Genomic DNA, 24,212 nt, shown 5'->3' on the forward strand with positions numbered 1-24,212 from the left:
CGCCCAGTCCAGCCGAAGCCCGCGTGCCACGAACGGCGTCTCCGGCAAAACCGCCTCCGCAACAGCCTCCGCAGCCTCGCTCACCTGACCCGCAATCTGATCGGCAACATCCGACATCTCAACCCTATGGTGCGGCGCAGAAGCGAGGGGGGAGAGGGGTGGGCCGGCCTCGCGCAACATGGGCTCGCTTCCTGAAGGCTGATGACGAGAAGATAGTTAACAAATTCTTAATGCCTATTTATAACGAATTATTGACGCTGTTACAAGCTGAGCCATATGGAGAATCACAGTCTAGTGTCAATTATTATCACTCGGCTATGCAATGTAGCTGAGGGGATTAGGAAGGGCATTGGCGCGCAGGAGGGAAGGAACGGCGCTGTTGAAAAGGCGATATCGGGATGCGTCTGGATAGTTTCGGTATAGCCATCTAAGGCTGGAGAGCGCCTTTTCTTTTGGTGCGGTGCACGCAAAATAGAAATTAGGTGACTGTTTACCGCCTCGCGCCGTCATAGACCTCGCCCTCGGCTGACGCTTAGCTTGCGAGGGGGGCGGGTGCCGGCGGGGGCGTCCCAGCATTCGCATCGATGCAAACTACGCATGTCGCTTCGGGGTGTCGGCTCGATCGGCGTCGGCGAGGTCTACCCTTCGTGAGGCGCTGAAGCGTCGGAGTTGGCGCTTGCCGTCTCACGATCGAAGCCGCGTGATCGGGCGCCCGCGCTCGGTGCAGAGCAGCTGTTAGTTGTAGGAATCCGTTCACCGATGGGCGGCGAGGATGGATCGATTCCCTGGGCTTAGAGCGTTGCCGATCGTCGAGCCGTGTAACGGCTCCGTTCAAGCGCTCAAACCGGTGTGGCCCGGCGAGTTTGGGAGAGATGACATGGCGGTTCTGGTGACGGGCGGGGCTGGGTATATCGGCAGCCACATGGTTCTGGCGCTGCTGGATGCCGGCCACGACGAGATCGTGGTGCTGGACGATCTCTCCACCGGCTTCGACTGGGCCGTGCCCGAGGGCGTCAAGCTCGTGGTCGGTGACGTCGCCGACCAGGCGCTGGTCACCCAGACCATCCTGCAGCACCGCATCGACGCGCTCGCCCACTTCGCCGCCCGGATCGTCGTGCCGGACTCGGTCACCGATCCGCTCGGCTACTACCTCGCCAACACCGTCAAGACCCGGGCCCTGATCGAGGCCGCGACGCGGGCGGGCGTGCGCCACGTGATCTTCTCCTCCACCGCGGCGGTCTACGGCGAACCCGAGATCGTGCCGGTGCCCGAGGACCTGCCGCTCAACCCGATCAACCCCTACGGCCGCTCCAAGCTGATGAGCGAGTGGATGATCGCCGACGCGGCCGCCGCCCACGGCTTCAGCTACGTTGTGCTGCGCTACTTCAACGTCGCCGGCGCCGATCCGGCCGGACGCTCGGGGCAGTCGACCCCGAACGCCACACACCTGATCAAGGTCGCGACGCAGGCCGCGCTCGGCCGGCGGGAGCGGCTCGACGTCTACGGCACCGACTACCCGACTCCGGACGGCTCGTGCCTGCGCGACTACATCCAGGTCTCGGATCTGGCCGAAGCGCACCGGGTGGCGCTCGACCATCTGCGCACGGGCGGCGAGAGCCTGACGCTGAACTGCGGCTACGGCCGGGGCTACTCGGTGCTGGAGGTGATCGAGGTGGTCAAGCGGATCTCAGGGCGAGACTTCGAGGTCCGCCTGTGCCCGCGCCGCCCTGGCGATCCGGCCCGGATCGTGGCGGAAGCGGCCCGGATCCGGTCGCGACTCGGCTGGCAGCCGCGCCACGACGACCTCGACGCCATCGTCGCCCAGGCGCTCGCCTGGGAGGACACACTTAGGACGCGCAATCGGATCTGAACCGATGCCGTCCCGTCGCGCGGTACTGGCCGCCGCTCTGTGCCTCATGCCGGCCGTCTCCCGAGCTGGAAAGCCCGCGGCTCCGAACGGCGGTTTCCAAGCCTTCGTCGCGGCCCTGCGTCCCGACGCGGAGGCCCGCGGCGTATCCCCCGAAACCTTCTCTGCCGCCTTCCGCGACATCACGGGGCCCGATGCCGGCGTGCTGGCCCGGACGAAGCAGCAGAGCGAGTTCGTGCGGCCGGTCTGGGACTATCTCGTCGGTGCCGTCTCGGCCGGTCGGATTACCCGCGGACGCGCCCGGGCGGCGGCCCTGGCACAGACGCTTAAGGCCATCGAGAACCGTTACGGGGTCCCGGCCGCCATCATCCTCGCCTTCTGGGGCATCGAATCCGATTTCGGCGCCAGTGCCGGCAGCCTCTCGACCATCCGGGCGCTCGCGACCCTGGCCGACGCCAAGCACCGCGGTACGCTGTTTCGCGACGAACTCCTGTCTGCCCTGACCATCCTGCAGCGCGGCGACATCACGCCCGGCCAGATGAGCGGAAGCTGGGCAGGCGCCATGGGGCAGGTCCAATTCTTGCCGTCCACTTATCTCGCCCACGCAGTCGATTTCGACGGCGACGGCCGCCGGGACATCTGGACGAGCGACGCGGATTCGCTCGCATCCATTGCGGCCTATCTCAAGGATCTCGGCTGGGATCCGACGCTGTCCTGGGGCTACGAAGTGCGTCTGCCGGAAGGGTTCGACCTGGCCGATTATACCGGCGACCTCAGTGGCTTCGCCGCCCGCGGCGTCCGGCGCGCGGACGGAAAGGCTCTGCCCGGATATGGCAAAGCCAGCCTGTTCCTGCCCGGCGGCCTGGGAGCACCCACCTTCCTAATCACCGACAATTTCGAGGTGATCCGCGGCTACAACACCTCGGATTCCTATGCCCTCGCTGTTGGGCACCTCGCCGATCGTCTCGACGGCGGCCCCATTCTCGCGGCTCCCTGGCCGACAGGTCCGCGCCTCGACGGTGCCGGATTGCGCGCGCTCCAGACCGGGCTGGCGGCGGCCGGCGTCTATGATGGCCCTACCGACGGCCGCGCCGGCCCGAAACTGCGCGAGGCAGTGCGGCGCTACCAGATCGGCGCGGGCCTGCCGGCGGATGGCTATGCCACGCCGGCGCTTCTTGCCCGCGTCCAGGACCGGCGCGGTTCCAGTCGGTAGCGCACGGCTTAGACGTGTGCGCCCATCTCCCGTATACTGACGGCTCGCGATCGGCATCCGATCGCTTTGGGAATGCGGGATGCGCATGAAAGTCGCCGCCTGGCGTCGCACGACCCGTCCGGCCCTCCTCGGGCTGGCCGTCCTGTTGAGCGAAGCGGGTTTGGCCCTGATGGGCAGTGCACCGGCCCAGGCGCAGTGGGGCGACAGCTATCAGCAGCCTGGGAACGGCGCCTATTCCGAGGCGCCGCCGCGGCGTCGCGCGCGCGATGCCTATTACCGTGACGACGGGGCCTACGCGCGCCAGCCGCGCTATGCGCCGCCCCAGGAGGCGCCACGCCAGTTCTACTGGCCGTGGGAGGACAGGCCCCAGCCGGTCGCCCCCCCACCGGAGCGGACCTACCGGGCCCCGCGTCCGCGCAGCAATTTCGGTACCGCCGACGCACAACGGCCTCCAGCCGCGATCAAGCGCCGGGAGCGGGCCGTCCGGACGCCGGTGACGCCCAAGCCCGCCATCACCAAGAACGCGCCGAACGTGCAGATCGCGGTGTTCGGCGATTCCCTGGCCGATCACCTCGCCCACGGGCTCGACGACGTTTTCGAGGACAATGCCGACATCGCCGTCGTGGATCGCGCGAAGGGCGACAGCGGGCTCGTGCGCAAGGACGTGGTCGATTGGCCCAAGAGCGCCGAAGATTACCTCCGGACCAATCCGAAGGTTCGCTACGCGCTGATCATGCTCGGAATCAATGACCGGCAGCCGATCCGCGAGGGCGACGAGACGGTCGATCCTCTCACCGATCGCTGGAAGACCCTGTATCGCGCCCGGATCGACGCCCTCCTGAAGGTATTTGCCGACCACAAGGTACCGCTGGTCTGGGTCGGACTGCCGCCGATGCAGAGCGAGAGTTTGAGCCGGGATTTCGCGAGCCTCAACGACATCGTCCGGGACAGCGTGACCAAGGCCGGCGCGACCTATGTCGATATCTGGCCCGGCTTCGTCGACGATCGCGACCGCTACGCCGCCTCGGGCCCGGATCCCGAGGGGCAGATCGCCAAGCTTCGGACCGCCGATGGTGTGCATTTCACCAAGGCCGGCGACCGCAAGCTGGCGCATTTCGCGGATGTCGAGCTAAAGCGGCTGATGGGTACGACCGCTCCGGCGCTGACCGAGCCGGCGCCCACCGCCACCATCGCGCCCGCTGGGCCGCCTTCGACATCGGGGCCGAGCCTCGACGGCTCCGGGCAGCCCACCGACACCGCGACGATCGACCGCCAGATCACCGCGATGCTGCCGAGCCTGCCGGAGCCCCCGGGCGTCCCGGCGCTGCCGGTCAAGCCCGCGGCGGGTCCCGTGATGCCCCTTGGCCGGACCGAGGTGTCTCCCGGTGGAACATTGCTGACCGGCCGGCCGCGCGACGGCGACAACCTCGGCACCGTCGAGCGGACGCTGGTGCGCGGGGCTGCGCCATTGCCTCAGCCCGGCCGCGCCGACGATTTCCGCTGGCCGCCCGGCTGATGCGTGCGATCCGGCGCGGGTTCGTGCAACCCGCGCCGTTGAGCCGAAGGCGAACCTATCGCGGCAGGACGCTCGCACCCATCAAGGTCTCGTCGATGGCGCGGGCGGCCTGGCGGCCTTCGCGTATGGCCCAAACCACCAGGGACTGGCCCCGGCGCATGTCGCCGGCGCTCCAGATCTTTTCGTCCGAGGTGCGGTAATCCTCCTCGTTCGCCTCAACGTTTCCGCGCTTGCTGACGCTGATGCCGGATTGCTCGAGAAGGCCCTTCTGGACCGAACCAGCGAACCCGATCGCCATGAAGACGAGGTCGGCCGGCAGGATGAACTCGCTCCCGGGGATCGGCTGACGCTTGGCGTCGACTCGGGCACAGACCACGCCGGTCAGACGACCCTTCTTGTTGCCGTCGAGCCGCAGGGTCGCGGCCTGGAATTCGCGCTCGGCGCCCTCGGCCTGGCTGGAGGAGGTCCGCATCTTGGTCGGCCAGTACGGCCACACCGTTAGCTTGTCCTCGCGCTCGGGCGGGCGGGGACGGATGTCGAGCTGCGTCACCGACAGAGCGCCCTGGCGGAAGGCGGTACCGACGCAGTCGGAGGCCGTGTCGCCGCCGCCGATCACCACGACGTTCTTGCCCGCGGCCAGGATCGGCACCTCGCCGTTGCCGCGCATCGGTTCGGCGGCGACGCGCCGATTCGACTGGATCAGATAGGGCATCGCGTAGTGGACACCCTCCAGTTCCTGCCCTGGGAGCTGCGGGTTCCTGGGATCCTCTGCGCCGCCGCAGAACATCACGGCGTCGAACTCGGCCTTCAGTTCCTCAACCGGCTTCGTCACGCCGATATTCTGGTTGTAGTGGAAGACTACGCCCTCGGCCTCCATCTGCCGCACGCGGCGGTCGATGTGACGCTTCTCCATCTTGAAGTCGGGGATGCCGTAGCGGAGCAGGCCGCCGGCCTTCGGCTCGCGCTCGAACACGTGGACGTCATGGCCGACCCGGGCGAGTTGCTGGGCCGCCGCGAGGCCGGCCGGCCCGGAGCCTACGATCGCCACGCGCTTGCCGGTGCGCACGGAGGCCGCTTCGGGCTTGATCCAGCCCATGTTCCAGGCGCGGTCGGCGATCGCCTGCTCGATCGTCTTGATCGCGACCGGCTGGTTCTCGAGATTGAGCGTGCACGCCTCCTCGCAAGGCGCCGGGCAGACGCGGCCGGTAAATTCGGGGAAGTTGTTGGTCGAGTGGAGGTTACGCGACGCCTCCTCCCAATCCTGCTGGAATACGAGGTCGTTCCAGTCCGGGATCTGGTTGTGGACCGGGCAGCCGGTCGGGCCGTGGCAAAACGGGATGCCGCAATCCATGCAGCGGGCCGCCTGCTTGGTGAGGTCGTGCTCGTCGAGCGGCAGGGTGAACTCGCGGAAGTGCCGCACGCGATCGGCAGCGAGCTGGTACTTCTGCTCTTGCCGGTCGAATTCGAGGAAACCCGTGATCTTGCCCATCGATCAACCCTTGAGGCCCGCAGATCGACCGATGCTGCAGCCTATGAGACCTTTATTTCGCAATCGGCACCCGTTTCGCTCGGGTGCCGATACCGATAACTCTACTCCGCGGCCACCGGCATCCGTGCCATCTCCATCTCGCGCAGGGCGCGGCGGTATTCCACCGGCATCACTTTGACGAACTTGGTGCGGAAGTTCGCCCAGTCATCAAGGATCTGCTTGGCCCGCGGGCTGCCCGTATATTTGAGATGGTTGGTGATGAGCTGGCTGAGGCGCTCCTCGTCGTGGCCGGACATGTCGGCCAGGATGTCGACGCGCCCCTTGGTCTCGAGGTCGCCGTCCTGGTGGAAGCGGCGCATCAGGTCATCCTCCTCCTCGACCGGTTCGAGATCGACCATCGACAGGTTGCAGCGGGCCGAGAACGAGCCGTCCTCGTCCAGCACATAGGCGATGCCACCCGACATGCCGGCCGCGAAGTTGCGCCCAGTCTCACCGATCGAGACCACGACGCCGCCCGTCATGTACTCGCAGCCGTGGTCGCCCATGCCCTCGACCACGGTGATCGCGCCGGAATTCCGCACCGCGAAGCGCTCGCCCGCGGAGCCGCGGATATAGCACTCTCCGGCAATAGCGCCGTACAGCACGGTGTTGCCGACCATGATGGTCCGGTCCGGAGGCGATCGCAGGGCGTCGCTCGGCCGGATGATCAGCTTGCCGCCCGACAAGCCCTTGCCGACATAGTCGTTGCCGTGGCCGGTCAGCTCGATGGTCACGCCAGCCGCGACCCAGGCACCGAAGCTCTGGCCGGCGGTGCCCGACAGCTTCACCACGATGGTGTCGTCGGGCAGCCCCTCATGGCCATGGGCCTTGGCGACCATGCCGGACAGCATCGCGCCGGCCGCCCGGTCCGAGTTGCGGATCGTGTCAGTGACGACCACCGGCTCGCCCGTCTCGATGGCGTGCTTGGCCCGCTCGATCAGGCGACGGTCGAGGACGGTGTCGATCGGATGGTGCTGCTTCTCCACGTGCCGGATGGCGATACCCTCGGCGACCTTCGGCCGGTGGAACAGCTTGGTGAAGTCGAGCCCGCGCGCCTTCCAGTGGGCGATGGCCTCGACCTTGTCGAGCACCTCGGAGCGGCCGACCGCCTCCTCCAGCTTGGAGAAGCCGAGCGAGGCCAGGATCTCGCGCACCTCTTCCGCCACGAAGAAGAAGTAGTTCACCACGTGCTCGGGCGTGCCCTTGAAGCGCTTGCGCAGCACCGGATCCTGGGTGGCGACACCCACCGGGCAGGTGTTCAAGTGGCACTTGCGCATCATGATGCAGCCGGCCGCGATCAGCGGTGCGGTCGAGAAGCCCATCTGGTCGGCGCCGAGCAGGGCCGCGATGATCACGTCCCGCCCGGTGCGGATGCCGCCATCGGCCTGGAGGGCGACGCGCCCGCGCAGGCCGTTGAGCACCAGCGTCTGCTGGGTCTCGGCGAGGCCGGTCTCCCAGGGTCCGCCGGCGTGCTTGAGCGAGGTCAGCGGCGCCGCGCCCGTGCCTCCATCATAGCCTGAGATTGTGATGTGATCGGCCCGCGCCTTGGCGACGCCGGCCGCGACCGTGCCGACCCCGACCTCGGAGACGAGCTTCACCGACACGTCGGCCGACGGGTTCACGTTCTTCAAGTCGAAGATCAGCTGGGCCAGATCCTCGATCGAGTAGATGTCGTGATGCGGCGGCGGCGAGATCAGGCCGACGCCCGGGGTGGCGTAGCGGACCTTGGCAATCTTGGCATCGACCTTGTGGCCGGGCAGTTGGCCGCCCTCGCCGGGCTTGGCGCCCTGCGCGACCTTGATCTGCATCATATCGGAATTGACGAGGTATTCCGTCGTGACGCCGAACCGGCCCGAGGCGACCTGCTTGATCGCCGACCGGCGTGAGCGCCCGTCCGGCAGCGGCTTGAACCGCTCGACCTCCTCGCCGCCCTCACCCGAATTGGAGCGCCCGCCGAAGGAGTTCAGCGCGATCGCGAGCGTCTCATGGGCTTCCTTCGAGATCGAGCCGTACGACATCGCCCCGGTGGCGAAGCGCTTGACGATCTCGGAGGCCGGCTCGACCGAATCCAGCGGCACCGGCTCGCGGCCGAGCTCTGACGCCGACTTAAGGCGGAACAGGCCGCGCAAGGTCTTGAGCTGGTTCTCCTGCCGGTTCACCAGCGCGGCGTATTCGCGATAGCGCTCGGGCACGTTGAGGCGCACCGCGTGCTGGAGCGTCGCAATCGTGTCCGGCGTCCAGGTATGGGCCTCCCCGCGCAGCCGGTAGGCATATTCGCCGCCGACATCGAGAGCGTTGCGGTAGATCGGGGCGTCGCCGAAGGCATCGCGGTGACGGCGCACCGTCTCCTCGGCGACCTCGGCCATGCCGACGCCCTCGATGGTGGTGGCCGTTCCGAAGAAGTCACGGCCGACGAAGGTCGAGTTCAGGCCGACCGCATCGAAGATCTGCGCGCCACAATAGGATTGGTAGGTCGAGATGCCCATCTTGGACATGACCTTCAGCAAGCCCTTATCGATCGCCTTGATGTAGCGGTAGATGATCTCGTCGTCGGTAAGGTCCGGCGGGAACTCGTTCTTCATCGCCAGCAGCGTCTCGAAGGCGAGATAGGGGTTGATCGCCTCGGCACCGTAGCCGGCCAGGCAAGCGAAATGGTGCACCTCACGCGGCTCGCCCGATTCGACCACGAGGCCGACCGAGGTCCGCAGCCCCTTGCGGATCAGGTAATTGTGCACGGAGGCGGTGGCCAGCAGCGCCGGGATCGGGATCCGGTCCGGACCCACGGCCCGGTCGGTCAGCACGATGATGTTGTAGCCACCACGCACCGCCGCCTCGGCCCGGTCGCAGAGGCGATCGAGCGCGCCGTCCATGGCCTGCGCGCCCATCTCGGCCGGGTAGGTCATGTCCAGGGTCTTGGTGTCGAACCGGTCCTCGAAATGGCCGATCGAGCGGATCTTCTCGAGGTCGCCATTGGTCAGGATCGGCTGGCGGACCTCCAGACGCTTGCGCCTTGACGCGCCCTCCATGTCGAGCAGGTTCGGCCGCGGCCCGATGAACGAGACGAGGCTCATCACCGCCTCCTCCCGGATCGGGTCGATCGGCGGGTTGGTGACCTGGGCAAAATTCTGCTTGAAGTAGGTGTAGAGCAGCTTCGACTTGTCGGAGAGCGCCGAGAGCGGCGTGTCCGTGCCCATTGAGCCGACCGCTTCCTGGCCGGTCACGGCCATGGGCTGCATCAGCAGCTTCAGGTCTTCCTGGGTGTAGCCGAAAGCCTGCTGGCGATCGAGCAGGCTCACGTCCGAGCGCGATTCCCGCGCCACGACGGGCTTGAGGTCCTCAAGCACGATCTGGGTGTTCTTGACCCAGTCCGCGTAGGGGTGCGCGGCGGCGAGCTCGCCCTTGATCTCTTCGTCGGAGACGATCCGGCCCTTCTGCAGATCGATCAGCAGCATCCGGCCCGGCTGCAGGCGCCAGGACTGCACGATCTTCTCGTCTGGGATCGGCAGCGTGCCCATCTCGGAGGCGAGCACCACGAGGCCGTCGTCCGTGACAATGTAGCGGGCCGGGCGCAGGCCGTTCCGATCGAGGGTGGCGCCGATCTGACGGCCATCCGTGAAAGCCACGGCGGCGGGACCGTCCCACGGCTCCATCAGGGCGGCGTGGTACTCGTAGAAGGCGCGCCGCTCCTCGCTCATCAGCGGATTGCCGGCCCACGCCTCCGGGATCAGCATCATCATGGCGTGGGCGAGCGGATAGCCGCCCTGCACCAGGAACTCGAGGGCGTTGTCGAAGCATGCGGTATCGGACTGGCCCTCGTAGGAGATCGGCCAGAGCTTCGAGATGTCGTTGCCGAACAGCTCCGAATCGACGCTCGCCTGACGGGCCGCCATCCAGTTGACGTTGCCGCGTAGCGTGTTGATCTCGCCGTTATGGGCGACCATCCGGTACGGGTGCGACAGCCGCCAGGTCGGGAAGGTGTTGGTGGCGAAGCGCTGGTGGACCAGGGCGATCGCCGAGACGAATCGCTCGTCCTTCAGGTCGAGGAAGTAGTCGCCGATCTGCGTGACCAGGACCATGCCCTTGTAGACGATGGTCCGGGTCGAGACGGAGACCGGATAGAACTCCTTCACCCGCGGATCGTCGAGGGCGTAAACCTTGTTGGAGATCACCTTGCGGGCGACGTAGACGCGCCGCTCGAATGTGTCCTGGTCGGCGACGGAGCCCGGACGGCCGATGAACACCTGCCGGTGATGCGGCTCGGTGGCCTTCACGGCCACGCCCAGATCCTCCGGATCGACCGGAACGTCGCGCCAGCCGAGAAGGGGCAGCCCCTCGTCAGCCAGGGCCGCCTCGATGATTCCCTGGATGATCGCCCGGGGCTCCTCCGCCTTGGGCAGGAAGAACTGGCCGATGGCATATTGGCCGGCCGGCGGCAGTTCGAAGCCGAGGCGCGAGCACTCGTCGGCGAAGAAGCCGTGCGGGATCTGGGTGAGGATGCCGCAGCCGTCGCCCATCTTGGGGTCGGCGCCGACCGCGCCGCGATGGTCGAGATTCTCAAGGATCTTAAGGCCCTGCTCGACGATGGCATGGGTCCGGCGATCGTGCATATCGGCGATGAAGCCGACGCCGCAGGCATCGCGCTCGTTGGCCGGATCATAGGCGCCCTGAGCTTTGGGCAGAGCGGGATCGCGCACCGTGAGCGGCGCCGCGCCGCCGCGAGGGGCGGCAGCCTGGAACTCGGAAGCAGCAAACTCGTCGGCGGGTCCGCGCTGGGCCATGCTTCGTCTCGTCCTTCCCTTGATCCCCTCCGCCGTCGGCCGTCCCGCCAGCATGTTTCATGCCCGCGAGCCGTAACCGCCTGGCGCCCAGACCCGATGCCGCAGGCGATCCGGTCGGTCCCCGCAGGAACGTGCCCGTCGACCTTCGTTCATCGAGAACCCGGACCGCTCACAGGAGCGGCGCGCTGGCGCGCTCGCGACCGTCTGCCGGATTTCCCGCCTGTGGGCGAGACGGTGACGGCCGGAATGCGCGGCCAATGGGACAGTTATACTGTCCTAAGTCGCGAAATTGCCAGATTGAAACCGTTTCAGCAAGGGATCGCGCAGGGACGCGAGCGCGGCATCGGCGACGTCGCTTAAGCCGGCGTTAAACAGTCTCTTCCGCAATCTTGCCCGAATCACCCAGTCTACGGGATCTCGCCGAGCACAAGCGGCATGCGGGGCAACGACCTCGCCGGCATGGTCGAGGTCTGGGCAAACCAGCCCGGACCATGCCGGAACCGGATACTCTGCCGGGTCTCCAAGACGGGAACGCACCAGAGTGATGATCGAGAATAGAACGGCTGGCCGGGCACGGCGCGCAACGACGCGCGCGCTCTGTGCGGTGCTGCTCTCCAGCGGAGCGATGCTGGGTCTTTGCCGCGGCGCCAGCGCGCAATTCGCCTTTGAGAACGACATCCTGCCGCCGCGGGTCGTCGCGTGGCGCTTGGCCGATCGCGGCTTCAGTGGCTTGAGCCGCCCCCGCTTCGACGGGCGCGTCTATGTCGTGGATGCCGTCAGCCCCACGGGCATCCCGGTTCGGTTGTTCGTCGATCCCGCCGCCGGCGCGATCGTCGGGCGCCAGCGCCTCGGCGCGCCGGAGAGCTATGCGCGGCTCGAACGCCCCGGCCCCGGGTTCGGCTGGACCGAGGAGGATGCCGCGCCGCGGCGTGTCCTGCGGCCGGCGACGCCCGATGACGTCCCGCCAACGGTCACGCGTCCGCAGCGCCGCGCAAATCCCGAGGCCCTGCGCCCGGAGTTTACTCCCGATGGCGTCAATCACGACGGTCGTGCCCGCCCCGAAGCGCCTCGCAAGGTCGCCCGCGCGGCCCAGCCCGGCCGCCAGCCGGAGCTGAAGCCGGCGCTCCGCACCGTCCCGGAGGCGCCCGCCCCGAAGGTTTCTCCGGCGGAGGCGACCAAGGCGGATCCCGCGGCCGAAGCGAAGCCAGACACCAAGTCCGCTGCCATCGAAAAGGCACCCGCGGCCAACCCCGCGCCCGCGATTCCCACCCCGGCCAATCCGCCTCTGGCCAAGCCCGCGGGGGGCGGCGTCGCCGAGGCGGCCAAGCCTGCCGCGCAGGATTGGAAGGACCCGCCGCCCGACAGGAAGCCGGTGCGAATCATCGGCGGGGCCACGATCGTCCCGGGTCCGTCCGAGAAAGAGCCGGCGGCGCAGTAGCGTTATTCGCCCGAGACCAGCCGCTCGGCCCCGGTGAAGACGGTTACCGTGTCCGAGCGCGCGATGGCGCAGAGCGTGATCCCGTGTTCCTCGGCACGCTCCAGCGCCAGGGAGGTCGGGGCCGAGATCGCGACGATCACCGCGGCGCCGAGCCGCGCGGTCTTCTCGACCATCTCGAACGAGCAGCGGCTGGTGATCACCAGAAAGCCGTCGGCGGCATCGAAGCCCGTTCGCATCAGCGCGCCGACCAGCTTGTCTAGGGCATTGTGCCGGCCGACATCCTCGCGCACGGCCACCAGGGTTCCGTCGAGGCGGGCCCAGGCAGCGGCGTGAACGGCTCGGGTCTCGGCCCCCAGAACCTGTTCCGCATCGAGCCCGGCGAGCGCCCTGGCGATTGCCGAAAGCGCGACCCGCACCTCCGGCGCCTCCCGCATCTCGGCGCACGGCAGCTCCGCCAGATCCTCGATGCCGCAGACACCGCAACCGGTCCGACCGCTGATCGCGCGTTTGCGCGCCAGATGCTCGCGCAGGCGGCCGGGCGCCAGCTCGACATGGAGGCGCAGCCCGTCAGCGCCGATCTCGACCCGCGTCGAACGGATCTCGCGCGCGGATTCGATGATCCCTTCCGTCAGGCTGAAACCGTAGGCGAAGTCCTCGAGATCGGCGGGCGTCGCCATCATCACGGCGTGCGGGACGCTGCCGTAGACCAAGTTGACCGGCGTTTCGACAGCGAGCGCCCTGATGCCGGGCCGCGGTTCCGAGCCGGTATAGGCGACGACCTGCATCGGAATCCGGACCGAAGACGGTGGGAGCCCGGCCGATTGCTCCCCGGGTTTCGTCAACATGCGATGCTCCGGCGAGACCCGATCGTGCCGCTGCGATGCCTGTGGAACGTGTCGATAGAATCGAAGGCGACGAACGGTCGGGGCAACGCCGTATCGACCCTGGAATGAGCCGGAATCCACGCGCTGCGACGCTTGTGCGGTTGCACCTTGAACGTCCTTGTGATCTGAAGCCGCGATCGGATACACGCCGGGTAACACAACTGGCGGTCCGTCACGTCGGCACCATCCCGCGCTCAGTCAAGACGGGAAACGCCGACGGGAAAGCAAATCGCAGGGGAGCAACGAGAGGCAGATGCGGACGGTGCGGACGATCACCCGATCACCCTGGAGCCTCGCCGCCCTCGGCGCTCTGCTCAGCTCGACATCCGGCGCGCTCGCCGGTGGCTTCGGACAGCCGGTGCCGTGGGAGATGAGCCGGCAGATCCCGGTCACCGAGAACGCGCGCGACATCCTCGGCTTCGAGATCGGCCTGCACTGGCTGTCGCTGGCGATCTCGGTCTTCGTGCTCGGTCTGATCCTCTGGTGCGTCTTCCGCTTCAACGAGAAGACCAACCCGACCCCCTCGCGCACGACGCACAACACCGCCATCGAGATCGCCTGGACCATCGTCCCTGTCCTGATCCTGGTCGCCGTGGCGATCCCGTCCTTCCGCCTCCTGCGCACGCAGCTCGCGGATCCCAAGGCCGACATGATCGTGAAGGTCATCGGCCATGCCTGGTACTGGTCCTACGAGTACCCGCAGACCGAGGCCGGCGGCGGCTTCACGTTCGATGCCAACATCGACGAGGACAAGCAGCCCCGCCTGCTTCAGACCGACAACGAGATGGTCGTGCCGCTCGGCAAGATCGTGAAGATCCAGGTGACGGCGGCCGACGTGCTGCATTCCTGGGCGATGCCGGCCTTCGGCTTCAAGATCGACGCCGTGCCGGGCCGCTTGAACCAGATGTGGTTTCGGGCCGACAAGGAAGGTACCTTCCACGGCCAATGCTCGGAGCTCTGCGGCCAGCGCCACGCCTACATGCCGATTGTCGTGCGCGTGGTCAGCGAGCAGGCCTATGCCGACTGGCTGAAGGAAGCCAAGACCAAGTACGCCCGCATTGATACAGGCACGAGCTTCGCCGAGGCGCGCTGAGCCCCGGCTGACCGAACAGAACCCGTCAGATCCACAAGGCACCCGAATCCATGGCTACAGCCGCAGCCCATGCCGAGGCCCACGAGGTCCACGACCACAAGCCGTCGTTCTTCGCCCGGTGGTTCCTGTCGACGAACCACAAGGATATCGGCACCCTCTACCTGCTCTTCGCCTTCTGCGCCGGCATGATCGGCGCGTTCCTCTCCTTCGGCATCCGGATGGAGATGGAGCAGCCGGGGCTGCAGTACTTCTCGAACCCGGCGACCTACAACGTGTTCGTCACCGGACACGGTCTCATCATGGTGTTCTTCATGGTGATGCCGGCGCTGATCGGCGGCTTCGGCAACTGGTTCGTGCCCCTCATGATCGGCGCGCCCGACATGGCGTTCCCGCGCATGAACAACATCTCGTTCTGGCTGACCGTAGCGGGTTTCTGCTCGCTGCTGTGCTCGCTGTTCGTCGAGGGCGCTCCGGGCGCGTCCGGCGCCGGCACCGGCTGGACCGTCTATCCGCCGCTCTCCACCGCCGGCCATCCCGGCCCAGCCGTCGACTTCGCGATCTTCGCCCTGCACCTCTCGGGCGCGGGCTCGATCCTCGGGGCGATCAACTTCATCACCACGATCCTGAACATGCGCGCCCCGGGCATGACGCTGCACAAGATGCCGCTCTTCGCCTGGGCCGAGCTGGTCACCGCCTTCCTGCTGCTGCTGTCGCTGCCGGTTCTGGCGGGCGCCATCACCATGCTGCTCACCGACCGCAACTTCGGCACGACCTTCTTCGACCCGGCCGGCGGCGGCGACCCGATCCTGTACCAGCACCTGTTCTGGTTCTTCGGTCATCCCGAAGTCTACATCATGATCCTGCCGGCCTTCGGCATCGTCTCGCACATCATCTCGACCTTCTCGCGTAAGCCGGTCTTCGGTTACCTCGCGATGGCCTATGCGATGGTGGCGATCGGCGTCGTCGGCTTCGTGGTCTGGGCCCACCACATGTACACGGTCGGCCTGTCCCTGCAGACGCAGTCCTACTTCGTGTTCGCCACCATGGTGATCGCGGTCCCCACGGGCGTGAAGATCTTCTCCTGGATCGCCACGATGTGGGGCGGCTCGATCCGCTTCACCGCCGCGATGCACTGGGCGGTAGGCTTCATCTTCCTGTTCACCGTCGGCGGCGTGACCGGCGTCGTGCTCGCCAACTCGGCGGTCGATAAGTACCTGCACGACACCTACTACGTCGTCGCGCACTTCCACTACGTGCTGTCGCTGGGCGCGGTGTTCATCATCTTCGCCGGCGTCTACTACTGGTTCCCGAAGATGACCGGGCACATCATCCCGGAATGGGCCGGCAAGCTGCACTTCTGGCTGGCCTTCATCGGCGCCAATGTCCTGTTCTTCCCGATGCACTTCCTCGGGCTGGCCGGCATGCCGCGGCGTTACGCCGACTACCCGGACGCCTTCGCAGCCTGGCACAGGGTCTCGACCTATGGCGGCCACATCTTCGGCCTGAGCATGTTCGTCTTTGTGATCGGCGTCGTGCTGGCCTTCCGCTCCAAGGAGCGGGCTGCCGACAATCCCTGGGGCGAAGGCGCCACCACCCTCGAGTGGACGCTCCCCTCCCCGCCGCCCTTCCACCAGTTCGAAACTCTGCCGCGTATCGTCGACGAGCCGGGCGCGCACTGACCTGATCCGCGAGGGCCGCATGAGCGGCCCTCGCCCTTCCCCGGAAGCCGCGTCGGCGACTTCCCGGCAAGGGCGATGAAGACGAGCGAACCGCATGGGCCGCGTGTTCCGCTCGCACCTTCCCTTGGAACTAATCGATTTCGAAACATGACTCGGCCGTGACGCGCGTGGCCGGGCGCCGACACAACAGCGGCAGACGCGATGACGAGCCTCACGAACACGATCGGACCGGACGCTCCGGCCCCGGCCTTCACGGCCGTGGGCGGCGACGTGCCCGACTATTTCGCCCTGCTCAAGCCGCGGGTGATGGTCCTCGTCATCTTCACGGCCCTGGTCGGCATGGTCGTCTCGCAGGGGCATGTCCCGCCGGCGATCGGCGTGATCTCGCTGCTGGCCATCGCGGTCGGCGCCGGGGCATCGGGCTGCCTGAACATGTGGTGGGACGCGGATATCGACGCCGTGATGACCCGGACGGCGCAGCGCCCGATCCCGGCCGGCCGGATCTCCTCCGAGGAGGCGCTCGGCTTCGGCCTGTTCCTGTCGGTCGCCTCCGTGCTGGTGCTGGGCCTCGCCGCGAACTGGCTCGCCGCCGGGCTGCTCGCCTTCACCATCGTGTTCTACGCGGTGATCTACTCGATGTGGCTGAAGCGGGCCACCGCCCAGAACATCGTGATCGGCGGCGCCGCCGGCGCCCTGCCGCCCGTGATCGGCCAAGCGGTAGTCTCCGGCTCGGTCGGGATCGAGTCGCTGGTCCTGTTCGCGATCATCTTCATCTGGACGCCGCCGCATTTCTGGGCGCTGGCCCTGATCAAGGCCGAGGACTATGCCCGCGCCGGCATCCCGATGATGCCCAACGTCGCCGGCCCGGCCTCGACCCGCCGCCAGATCGTCTGGTACTCCGTGTTCCTCGCGCCGCTCGGCCTCGTGCCCGTGGCCCTCGGTTTCGGCGGCCTGCTCTACGCGGTGATCGGCTTGGTCGGCGGCCTCGGCATGGTGGCTTTCAGCGTCCGCGTGCTGAAGAACCGCGAGGGCGAGGCCGAGAAGCGAGCCGCCATGGGCATGTTCGGCTTCTCGATCCTCTACCTGTTCGCGCTGTTCTCGGCGCTGCTCGCCGAGCAGAGTTTCGGCCTGTTCCGGTCGGTTCTGGTTTGAGCGCCATGCCGGATCCCGAGGTCCCGTATCGGCAGCTTACCCCCGCGGAAGAGGCGCGCCGGCGGAAGCGTTCGATCGCGATCGCCCTGGCGCTGGGGGCCTGGGTGTTGCTGTTCTTCGTGCTGACGATCGTCAAGCTCGGCCCGCAGATCCTCAGCCGTCCGCTCTGAGGGATCCCGATGACCACATCCCGTCCCGATCCCAACCGCGGCGCCCGACGGACGGCGCTCGCCTGCGCCGGCCTCGCGGTCGGCATGGTTGGCCTCGCGTTTGCGTCGGTGCCGCTCTACGACGCCTTCTGCAAGGCGACTGGCTATGACGGCACGCCGCGCCAAGGTCCTGCCCTGGCGAGCACGGCGGCCCGCGCCGACGACAGCATGGTCGTCCATTTCGACACCAACGTCGCGCCGGGCCTGCCCTGGAAGTTCGCCCCCGAGGCGAACAGCGTCGAGGCGAAGCTCGGTGAGACCAAGACGGTCTTCTTCCGGGTCCAGAACACCGGAACCAAGCCGTCCACCGGCGTGGCGACCTTCAACGTCCAGCCCGGCCTGATGGGCGGCTACTTCGTCAAGATCGCCTGCTTCTGCTTCAACGAGCAGACGCTGCAGCCGGGCGAGACGCTCGACGTGCCGGTGGTGTTCTATGTCGACCCGGCGGTGCGGGACGATTCGAACACCGCCCATCTCACCGAGATGACGTTGTCCTATACCTATTTCGCCTCGAAGAACGGCCAGCCGGTGAGCGCGGCGGTCGCGACCACAGGGGCTTCGGGCACGAAGCGCGATTTCTGATCGCGACCGCGTGACAACGGAGGTCGGCACCGACTAAGTGTGCGGACAAGCTTGGGCGCTTTTTATCCAGCGCCCAGCCAAGAGCGATCAGGCCGGATGCCGGGAACGGCGCGGGGCGTCAGGGTGAGGAGCGACGGGACGATGGCCGAGGCGCACGCCAAGAATCACGATTTCCATATTCTTAACCCGAGTCCATGGCCGCTGATCGGGGCCTTCTCGGGCTTCCTGATGGCCTTCGGCGCCGTGTTCTGGATGAAGAGCCTCCAGATCGGCACCCTGACCCCGGGGCCCTACATCTTCGGCCTTGGCGCCATCGGCGTGCTCTACACCATGTTCTCCTGGTGGAAGGACGTGGCGCACGAGGCCAATTCGGGCGACCACACCCGCGTCGTCCAGCTCCATCACCGCTACGGCATGATGATGTTCATTGCCTCCGAGGTGATGTTCTTCGTGGCGTGGTTCTGGGCCTATTTCGAGGCAGCGCTTTACACGGCCGACCCGATCCAGGCCTCCCGGGTCGAGTTCACCGGCGGGGTCTGGCCGCCGAAGGGCATCGAGGCGTTCGATCCCTGGCACCTGCCCCTACTCAACACGCTGATCCTGTTGACCTCCGGCACCACCGTGACGTGGGCCCACCACGCCCTGCTGCACGGCGACCGCAAGGGCCTGAAATACGGCCTTTGGCTGACGATCGTCCTGGGCGTGCTATTCACCGCCTGCCAGGCCTATGAGTACAGCCACGCCGAATTCGGGTTCGCGGGCAGCATCTATTCCTCGACCTTCTTCATGGCGACGGGCTTCCACGGCGCCCACGTCATCATCGGCACCATCTTCCTGGCGGTGTGCCTGTTCCGCGCCTATGCCGGCCAGTTCACCCCGCGCCAGCATCTCGGCTTCGAGTTCGCCGCCTGGTACTGGCACTTCGTCGACGTGGTCTGGCTGTTCCTGTTCGCCGCGATCTATGTCTGGGGCTCGGGCGTCTTCCACGGCGCGGCTCACTGAAGGTCCATATCCCGCCCTCGCAGGGCGGACCGGTGAGAGGGCGGCTTCGGCCGCCCTTTTTCGTGTCCGACTCGATGCGAATCCCCATATCGATAGGGACGGCCGGGCAGCGGCGCGCATGCGGCTTCCCGGGCCGGTCTGGAGTGACCACGTGGACCAACGAACCTATCCGCAACCACCGCCCGTCCCGACGGGCCTGCGCGGCCGCTGCCCGCGCTGCGGCGAAGGCCATCTATTCAAGGGCTACCTGACCCTGCGCCCGTCCTGCGAGGCCTGCGAACTCGACTATACGAGCTTCGATTCGGCGGACGGGCCGGCCTTCTTCGTCATGTCCATCGTCGGCCTGCTGGTGGTCGGCCTGGCCCTGTGGCTGGAAATCACCTACGAGCCGCCGATCTGGGTCCATGCACTGGTCGCCGGCACCCTGTCGATCGGCCTGAGCCTGATCCTGGTGCGCCCGCTCAAGGGCATGCTGATCGCCCTCCAGTACAGCAACAAGGCCGAGCAGGGACGCTTCGAGCAGTGATCCGTACCACGCCGCGTGCAGCCGCCTGGCGCGATCTCGTCGCGCCCGGTCTCGCGACCCTGATCGCGCTGGCGATTCTGGTAAGCCTCGGGATTTGGCAGATCGAGCGCAAGGTCTGGAAGGAAGACCTGATCGACCGGATCGTCCGGCAGACCCGGGCCGAGCCGGTGGCGCCGCCCGCGCCCGAAGCCTGGGATCCCGGCCGGGACGAGTTCCGCCATGTCCGCGTGGCCGGCCGCTTCGCCAACGATCGCGAGACGCTGGTCCACGGCCTGGCCGCCGGCGAGACGCCCGGCCGGGCGCTGCAGGGCTATTACGTGATCACGCCGCTGCTGCGGGCGGAGGGCGGCACGGTCCTGATCAACCGCGGCTTCGTGCCGACCGAGTTGAAGGCACAGGCGGATCGCCGGGACGGCCTGATCGAAGGGCCGACCACGGTCACCGGGATCCTGCGCGCCAGCGAGCCGCGGGGGATGTTCGTCCCGGAGGCGGATCCGGTACGCGGCGAGTGGTTCAACCGCGATGTCGCGGGCATCGCCGCCGCACGCGGGATCGCCGATGCGGCGCCCTACCTGATCGAGGCCGATGCCGGACCGGGCCGGGCCACGTGGCCGCAGGGCGGCCAGTTGAAGGTCGATATCCCCAACAACCACCTGCAATATGCTTTCACGTGGTTCGCCTTGGCGGCCTGCCTGATCGGCGTCTTCGGTGTGTTCGCCTATCGCCGCCTGCACGATTCGCACACGGCGCCCACAGGAAAAGAATAAACTCGCATTCGACGCCGGGCGGCGCAGAAGAATGCGGCTCGGCTGCCGTTTAAAACGGCATCGCGTTCCTTTGACCTGTGGTGGCCGAGCCGGAATACTTTGCGTGTTCCTGAGCGGTTGCGCAAGTCTGCATCTTGTATTCAGTTTGCCGCGATCCTTTGACGACGCCGCGGAGCAACGATTCCGCGCGAACGAGGTAGCGCGCCATGACCGTCCGTTTCGTAGAAGACACGTCGCCTGATCCGATCCGCTTCGCCTACTGGGTGCCCAACGTCTCGGGCGGCCTCGTGATCAGCAAGATCCCGCAGCGCACGAGCTGGGACGCCAATTACAACCGCCGCCTGGCGCAGATCGCCGAGGAATCAGGCTTCGACTACGCGCTGACGCAGATCCGGTTCACCGCGGGCTACGGCGCCGAGTACCAGCACGAATCGGTGGCGTTCAGTCACGCGCTGCTGGCTGCGACCTCCCGGATCAAGGTGATCGCCGCGATCCTGCCCGGCCCCTGGAATCCGACGCTCGCGGCCAAGCAGGTGGCCACCATCTCGCAGCTCACCGGCGGCCGGATCGCCGTCAACATCGTCTCCGGCTGGTTCTCGGGCGAGTTCCGGGCGATCGGCGAGCCATGGCTCGACCATGACGAGCGCTATCGCCGGTCGGAAGAGTTCATCCGCAGCCTGAGGGGGATCTGGACCCAGGACAACTTCACCTTCCGCGGCGATTTCTACCGCTACACGGACTACACCCTGAAACCGAAGCCGGCCGATCCGCTCCCGGAGATCTTTCAGGGCGGCTCGTCCCGGGCGGCGCGCGACATGGCGGCCCGGGTGTCCGATTGGTATTTCACCAACGGTAACACGCCGGAGAACATCCGCGTCCAGGTCGACGACATTCGCGCGAAGGCCGCCGAGAGCGGCAACCGCCCGCGCATCGGCGTGAACGCCTTCGTGATCGCCCGCGACACCGAGGAGGAGGCCCGCGCCGTCCTTCAGGAGATCATCGACCAAGCCGATCCCGACGCGGTGAAGGCGTTCGGCCACGAGGTGAAGAATGCCGGCAAGGCCTCGCCCGAGGGCGAAGGCAACTGGGCCAAGTCGAGCTTCACCGACCTGGTCCAGTACAACGACGGCTTCAAGACCAACCTGATCGGCACGCCGGACCAGATCGCCGAGCGGATCCTCGCGCTCAAGGATGCCGGGGCCGATCTCGCGCTGCTGGCGTTCCTGCATTTTCAGGAGGAGGTCGCGTATTTCGGCGCCCACGTGATCCCGCGGGTCCGTGCGCTGGAAGCCGCGCGCGAGAAGCGCGCCGAGGCGGCCTGATCGCCGCCTGCAATCTCATAACAACCCTGCCCTATCGGAGTGAGCCATGAACATCGCCGTCGATGCGCGCACGCTCGACACGCAGCCACGCCAGGGCCTGCCCGGGCCGGCGCGGCCGCCTGCCCCCGCCCATGTGATCCGTGACGATGCCGAGGCGCTGGCAGTGGCCCACCGCCTCGCCGCGGAGTTCCGGCTCGGTGCCTCCGAGCGCGACCGGACCCATGCCCGGCCCCTGGCGGAGCTCGATGGCTTCTCCCAGAGCGGCCTGTGGTCGATCAACGTGCCCAAGGCCTATGGCGGCCCGGAGGTCTCCTACAAGACCCTGGCGCAGGTCATCGCGATCATCTCGGCGGCCGATCCGGCGATCGGGCAGATTTCGCAGAACCATCTGGGGATCGTGGCGGCGATCCGGACGGTTTCGGACGAGCCGCAGAAGCGGCTGCTGTTCGGGGAGGTCCTGCGCGGCACCCGGTTCGGCAACGCCTTCTCCGAGCGGGGGACCAAGCGCGCCGCCGATTTCGACACGCGGTTCACCGATCACGGCGACCACGTGCGCGTGCGCGGCCAGAAGTTCTACGCGTCCGGGGCGCTCCTGGCGCATCTGGTGCCGATCGTCGCCCTCGATGCCGAGCGGCGGGCCTGGTACGCCATCGCCGAGCGGGACGCTCCGGGGCTCACGGTGATCGACGACTGGTCCAGCTTCGGCCAGCGTGGCACGGCGAGCGGCACGGTGCTGATCGAGGATGTCCGGGTCGAGAAGACCCACCTGGTGCCGGCCTGGAGGGGCTACGAGGCGCCGAGCGCGGACGGGGCGATCTTCCAGATCATCCAGGCGGCGGTCGATGCCGGCATCGGCCGCGAGGCCCTGGACGATACGATCCGGTTCGTGCGCGAGAAGGCGCGGCCCTGGATCGATAGCGGGCAGGAGCGCGCCTCGGAGGATCCCTACACGATCCAGGCGATCGGCGACCTCACCATCCGCCAGCACGCCGCGGAAGCGCTGCTCGACAAGGCCGGGCTGGCCCTAGACGCGGCGGTGGCGCAGCCGGATGCGGAGAGCGTCGCCGCCGCGCAGCTCGCCGTCGCCGAGGCGAAGGTGCTGACCACCGACATCGCCCTGGCGGCCTCCAGCAAGCTATTTGAACTCTCCGGTACCCGCTCGACGCTCGCCGCCGAGAACCTCGACCGGCACTGGCGCAATGCCCGGACCCACACCCTGCACGATCCGGTCCGGTGGAAGGTCGCCATCATCGGCAACCACGCGCTGAACGGCGTCGCGCCGCCGTTCCACGCCTGGAGCTGAAGGGCCATCCCGAAGGCCGGCTGTCGGCGTTCGGAAGACAATGACGTCCCATCAAAGCCCCGAGGCGGCGTGCTGGATCCGAATGCCGGGACGCCGCTTCCCGTGCAGTCCGAGGCCAGCTCGTGCCGCCGAGTGCCGTTGGGTTCAGAGAACCGGCAGGCCGCGGGCCTTGGCTTCCTCGCCGGGCTCGACGTGGATCGTCACGACCGCCCCGGGGATCGTCGTTTCCAGGGCGCTTTCCAGCCGGTCGCAGATGGCGTGCGAGGCCTCGACGGTCATGCTGCCCGGGACCACGAGGTGGAAATCGATGAAGGTCGCCTGGCCAGCCGAGCGGGTCCGGACGTCGTGAGCTTCCAGGGCGCCCTCCCCGTGGCGGGAGATCAGCGAGCGGATCTCGCAGACCATGTCGGGCGAGGCCGCCCGATCCATGAGGCCGTCGACCGATTCGCGCACCATGCGGAAGCCGGACCAGAGGATGTTGAGCGCCACGAGCCCGGCCACCGCCGGGTCGAGGATTGGATAGCCGGTCAGCCAGACCGCGGCGACGCCGAACAGCACGCCGCACGAAGTCACTACGTCGGCGAAGACGTGGCGGGCATCGGCGATCAGGGCCGGCGAGCGCCAGGCGCGTCCCCAGCGCATCAGCGCCCAGGCCCAGACGGCGTTGATGGCGCCGGCCCCGAGGTTGATGGCCAGGCCAAGAGCCGGCGCGTCCAGCGGCTTCGGGGCGAGCAGGCCGAAATACGCTTCCCGCAGGATCAGGACCGCCGCCACGACGATGAGCGCGCCCTCGATCACCGCGGAGAAGAACTCGGCCTTGTGGTGGCCGTAGGGATGCTCCGCGTCGGCCGGGCGCGCCGCCACCCGCAGGGCCACGAAGGCGCCGACCGCCGCGACCACGTTGATGATGCTCTCCAGCGCGTCGGAGTACAGCGCCAGGCTACTGGTGAGCCACGCCGCGTAGAATTTCAGTCCGGTCACCCCGAGGCCGATGCCGGCGCTGAGGAGGGCTGCTTTCTGGGTCCGGTCCATGGGGTCGCCGATCACGAGTCGACGTGCCCATACGGGATGCAGCTTGCCTCAGGCCACGGCAAAGCTTCGACGCTGCCGAAAGAGTCTTAGCTTGGGCTATGGGTCGGTCGGCTCAGGCGCCGGGTCGCGGGCTGCCTCGCGCTGTCGGCTCCGCTCGGCCTTGCCGCGCGCCTCTGCTGCCTTGCGGAGGAGGCGGCGCTTCTGCCACGCGAAGCGTGTAGCGGCCGCGATCGTCTCCAGGCGTGCCGCCTCGCGGTCCCAATAGCCGACGAGCTGCCCGTCGAGGGTCACGCGTGCGGGACGGCCGGTCCTGACCATGGC

19 protein-coding genes are annotated in these 24,212 nt (G+C 67.5%); 14 read left to right on the top strand and 5 right to left on the bottom strand.

Features of this window, described 5'->3' with window-relative positions:
- Window positions 1-877 precede the first annotated feature (877 nt).
- The 3 genes from galE (at window position 878) to MKL11_RS26330 (ending at window position 4,596) form a co-directional block, all read left to right on the top strand.
- The gene (gene galE, locus MKL11_RS26320) at window positions 878-1,870 is read left to right on the top strand and encodes a UDP-glucose 4-epimerase GalE (RefSeq protein WP_243948699.1); all 993 of its coding nucleotides are present in this window, start codon (window positions 878-880) and stop codon (window positions 1,868-1,870) included.
- A gap of 4 nt (window positions 1,871-1,874) precedes the next feature.
- A complete protein-coding gene (locus MKL11_RS26325; RefSeq protein WP_243948701.1) occupies window positions 1,875-3,080 on the top strand; it encodes a lytic murein transglycosylase in 1,206 nt (401 codons plus the stop codon).
- A 79-nt stretch (window positions 3,081-3,159) separates the two neighbouring features.
- A complete protein-coding gene (locus MKL11_RS26330; protein WP_243948703.1) occupies window positions 3,160-4,596 on the top strand; it encodes a DUF459 domain-containing protein in 1,437 nt (478 codons plus the stop codon).
- A gap of 55 nt (window positions 4,597-4,651) precedes the next feature.
- Here the strand turns inward: MKL11_RS26330 and MKL11_RS26335 are convergent, their stop codons facing one another.
- Both MKL11_RS26335 and gltB read right to left on the bottom strand, forming a co-directional pair.
- Window positions 4,652-6,085, bottom strand: coding sequence for a glutamate synthase subunit beta (locus MKL11_RS26335; protein WP_243948705.1), 1,434 nt, complete (start codon window positions 6,083-6,085; stop codon window positions 4,652-4,654).
- 101 nt (window positions 6,086-6,186) lie between these two features.
- A complete protein-coding gene (gene gltB / locus MKL11_RS26340; RefSeq protein WP_243948707.1) occupies window positions 6,187-10,902 on the bottom strand; it encodes a glutamate synthase large subunit in 4,716 nt (1,571 codons plus the stop codon).
- Between the two features lie 544 nt (window positions 10,903-11,446).
- Here gltB and MKL11_RS26345 point away from each other — a divergent pair.
- Window positions 11,447-12,340 carry a hypothetical protein gene (locus MKL11_RS26345; protein WP_243949083.1) on the top strand — a complete coding sequence of 298 codons (894 nt, stop codon included), beginning with the start codon at window positions 11,447-11,449 and terminating at the stop codon, window positions 12,338-12,340.
- Between the two features lie 2 nt (window positions 12,341-12,342).
- On the opposite strand, the gene fdhD is transcribed toward MKL11_RS26345, so the two are convergent.
- Window positions 12,343-13,185, bottom strand: coding sequence for a formate dehydrogenase accessory sulfurtransferase FdhD (fdhD, locus tag MKL11_RS26350; RefSeq protein ID WP_243948709.1), 843 nt, complete (start codon window positions 13,183-13,185; stop codon window positions 12,343-12,345).
- A 292-nt stretch (window positions 13,186-13,477) separates the two neighbouring features.
- Between fdhD and coxB the strand changes: the two genes are divergently transcribed.
- From coxB to MKL11_RS26400, 10 genes are all read left to right on the top strand, one after another.
- The gene (coxB, locus tag MKL11_RS26355) at window positions 13,478-14,317 is read left to right on the top strand and encodes a cytochrome c oxidase subunit II (protein ID WP_243948711.1); all 840 of its coding nucleotides are present in this window, start codon (window positions 13,478-13,480) and stop codon (window positions 14,315-14,317) included.
- Between the two features lie 50 nt (window positions 14,318-14,367).
- Window positions 14,368-15,996, top strand: coding sequence for a cytochrome c oxidase subunit I (gene ctaD / locus MKL11_RS26360; protein WP_243948713.1), 1,629 nt, complete (start codon window positions 14,368-14,370; stop codon window positions 15,994-15,996).
- 201 nt (window positions 15,997-16,197) lie between these two features.
- On the top strand, window positions 16,198-17,148 hold the full coding sequence (locus tag MKL11_RS26365) for a heme o synthase (RefSeq protein WP_243948715.1): 951 nt from the start codon (window positions 16,198-16,200) through the stop codon (window positions 17,146-17,148).
- A gap of 5 nt (window positions 17,149-17,153) precedes the next feature.
- Window positions 17,154-17,318, top strand: a complete 165-nt coding sequence (locus tag MKL11_RS26370) for a hypothetical protein (protein WP_243948717.1) — start codon at window positions 17,154-17,156, stop codon at window positions 17,316-17,318.
- 9 nt (window positions 17,319-17,327) lie between these two features.
- Window positions 17,328-17,939 carry a cytochrome c oxidase assembly protein gene (locus MKL11_RS26375; RefSeq protein ID WP_243948719.1) on the top strand — a complete coding sequence of 204 codons (612 nt, stop codon included), beginning with the start codon at window positions 17,328-17,330 and terminating at the stop codon, window positions 17,937-17,939.
- Between the two features lie 141 nt (window positions 17,940-18,080).
- Window positions 18,081-18,941 carry a cytochrome c oxidase subunit 3 gene (locus MKL11_RS26380; protein WP_243948728.1) on the top strand — a complete coding sequence of 287 codons (861 nt, stop codon included), beginning with the start codon at window positions 18,081-18,083 and terminating at the stop codon, window positions 18,939-18,941.
- Window positions 18,942-19,059: 118 nt separating this feature from the next.
- Entirely contained in the window at window positions 19,060-19,467 is a 408-nt protein-coding gene (locus MKL11_RS26385) for a DUF983 domain-containing protein (RefSeq protein ID WP_279600731.1), read from the top strand.
- The gene (locus MKL11_RS26390; protein ID WP_409565923.1) at window positions 19,467-20,234 is read left to right on the top strand and encodes an SURF1 family protein; all 768 of its coding nucleotides are present in this window, start codon (window positions 19,467-19,469) and stop codon (window positions 20,232-20,234) included. Before MKL11_RS26385 ends, MKL11_RS26390 begins: the two co-directional genes overlap by 1 nt.
- 206 nt (window positions 20,235-20,440) lie before the next feature.
- Window positions 20,441-21,556, top strand: coding sequence for a dimethylsulfone monooxygenase SfnG (gene sfnG, locus MKL11_RS26395; protein ID WP_243948742.1), 1,116 nt, complete (start codon window positions 20,441-20,443; stop codon window positions 21,554-21,556).
- Between the two features lie 46 nt (window positions 21,557-21,602).
- Window positions 21,603-22,859, top strand: a complete 1,257-nt coding sequence (locus MKL11_RS26400; RefSeq protein WP_243948744.1) for an SfnB family sulfur acquisition oxidoreductase — start codon at window positions 21,603-21,605, stop codon at window positions 22,857-22,859.
- A 144-nt stretch (window positions 22,860-23,003) separates the two neighbouring features.
- On the opposite strand, the gene MKL11_RS26405 is transcribed toward MKL11_RS26400, so the two are convergent.
- Complete coding sequence (locus MKL11_RS26405; protein WP_243948746.1) at window positions 23,004-23,891, bottom strand: cation diffusion facilitator family transporter; 888 nt, start codon at window positions 23,889-23,891, stop codon at window positions 23,004-23,006.
- 96 nt (window positions 23,892-23,987) lie between these two features.
- Window positions 23,988-24,209 (bottom strand): hypothetical protein, encoded by a 222-nt coding sequence (locus tag MKL11_RS26410; RefSeq protein ID WP_243948748.1) that lies wholly within the window; start codon window positions 24,207-24,209, stop codon window positions 23,988-23,990.
- Window positions 24,210-24,212 lie beyond the last annotated feature (3 nt).

The organism is Methylobacterium sp. J-077, from assembly GCF_022829365.1.
GTDB lineage: Bacteria > Pseudomonadota > Alphaproteobacteria > Rhizobiales > Beijerinckiaceae > Methylobacterium.

Excerpts from the sequence above, each read along its gene's own strand:
- MKL11_RS26330 (WP_243948703.1), top strand. The coding sequence starts at position 3,160 with ATGCGCATGAAAGTCGCCGCCTGGCGTCGCACGACCCGTCCGGCCCTC.
- MKL11_RS26325 (WP_243948701.1), top strand. The coding sequence starts at position 1,875 with ATGCCGTCCCGTCGCGCGGTACTGGCCGCCGCTCTGTGCCTCATGCCG.
- gltB (WP_243948707.1), bottom strand. The coding sequence starts at position 10,902 with ATGGCCCAGCGCGGACCCGCCGACGAGTTTGCTGCTTCCGAGTTCCAG.
- MKL11_RS26400 (WP_243948744.1), top strand. The coding sequence starts at position 21,603 with ATGAACATCGCCGTCGATGCGCGCACGCTCGACACGCAGCCACGCCAG.
- MKL11_RS26365 (WP_243948715.1), top strand. The coding sequence starts at position 16,198 with ATGACGAGCCTCACGAACACGATCGGACCGGACGCTCCGGCCCCGGCC.
- MKL11_RS26370 (WP_243948717.1), top strand. The coding sequence starts at position 17,154 with ATGCCGGATCCCGAGGTCCCGTATCGGCAGCTTACCCCCGCGGAAGAG.
- MKL11_RS26410 (WP_243948748.1), bottom strand. The coding sequence starts at position 24,209 with ATGGTCAGGACCGGCCGTCCCGCACGCGTGACCCTCGACGGGCAGCTC.
- fdhD (WP_243948709.1), bottom strand. The coding sequence starts at position 13,185 with ATGTTGACGAAACCCGGGGAGCAATCGGCCGGGCTCCCACCGTCTTCG.
- MKL11_RS26405 (WP_243948746.1), bottom strand. The coding sequence starts at position 23,891 with ATGGACCGGACCCAGAAAGCAGCCCTCCTCAGCGCCGGCATCGGCCTC.
- MKL11_RS26375 (WP_243948719.1), top strand. The coding sequence starts at position 17,328 with ATGACCACATCCCGTCCCGATCCCAACCGCGGCGCCCGACGGACGGCG.
- coxB (WP_243948711.1), top strand. The coding sequence starts at position 13,478 with ATGCGGACGGTGCGGACGATCACCCGATCACCCTGGAGCCTCGCCGCC.
- sfnG (WP_243948742.1), top strand. The coding sequence starts at position 20,441 with ATGACCGTCCGTTTCGTAGAAGACACGTCGCCTGATCCGATCCGCTTC.
- galE (WP_243948699.1), top strand. The coding sequence starts at position 878 with ATGGCGGTTCTGGTGACGGGCGGGGCTGGGTATATCGGCAGCCACATG.
- MKL11_RS26335 (WP_243948705.1), bottom strand. The coding sequence starts at position 6,085 with ATGGGCAAGATCACGGGTTTCCTCGAATTCGACCGGCAAGAGCAGAAG.
- MKL11_RS26380 (WP_243948728.1), top strand. The coding sequence starts at position 18,081 with ATGGCCGAGGCGCACGCCAAGAATCACGATTTCCATATTCTTAACCCG.
- ctaD (WP_243948713.1), top strand. The coding sequence starts at position 14,368 with ATGGCTACAGCCGCAGCCCATGCCGAGGCCCACGAGGTCCACGACCAC.
- MKL11_RS26345 (WP_243949083.1), top strand. The coding sequence starts at position 11,447 with ATGATCGAGAATAGAACGGCTGGCCGGGCACGGCGCGCAACGACGCGC.
- MKL11_RS26385 (WP_279600731.1), top strand. The coding sequence starts at position 19,060 with ATGCGGCTTCCCGGGCCGGTCTGGAGTGACCACGTGGACCAACGAACC.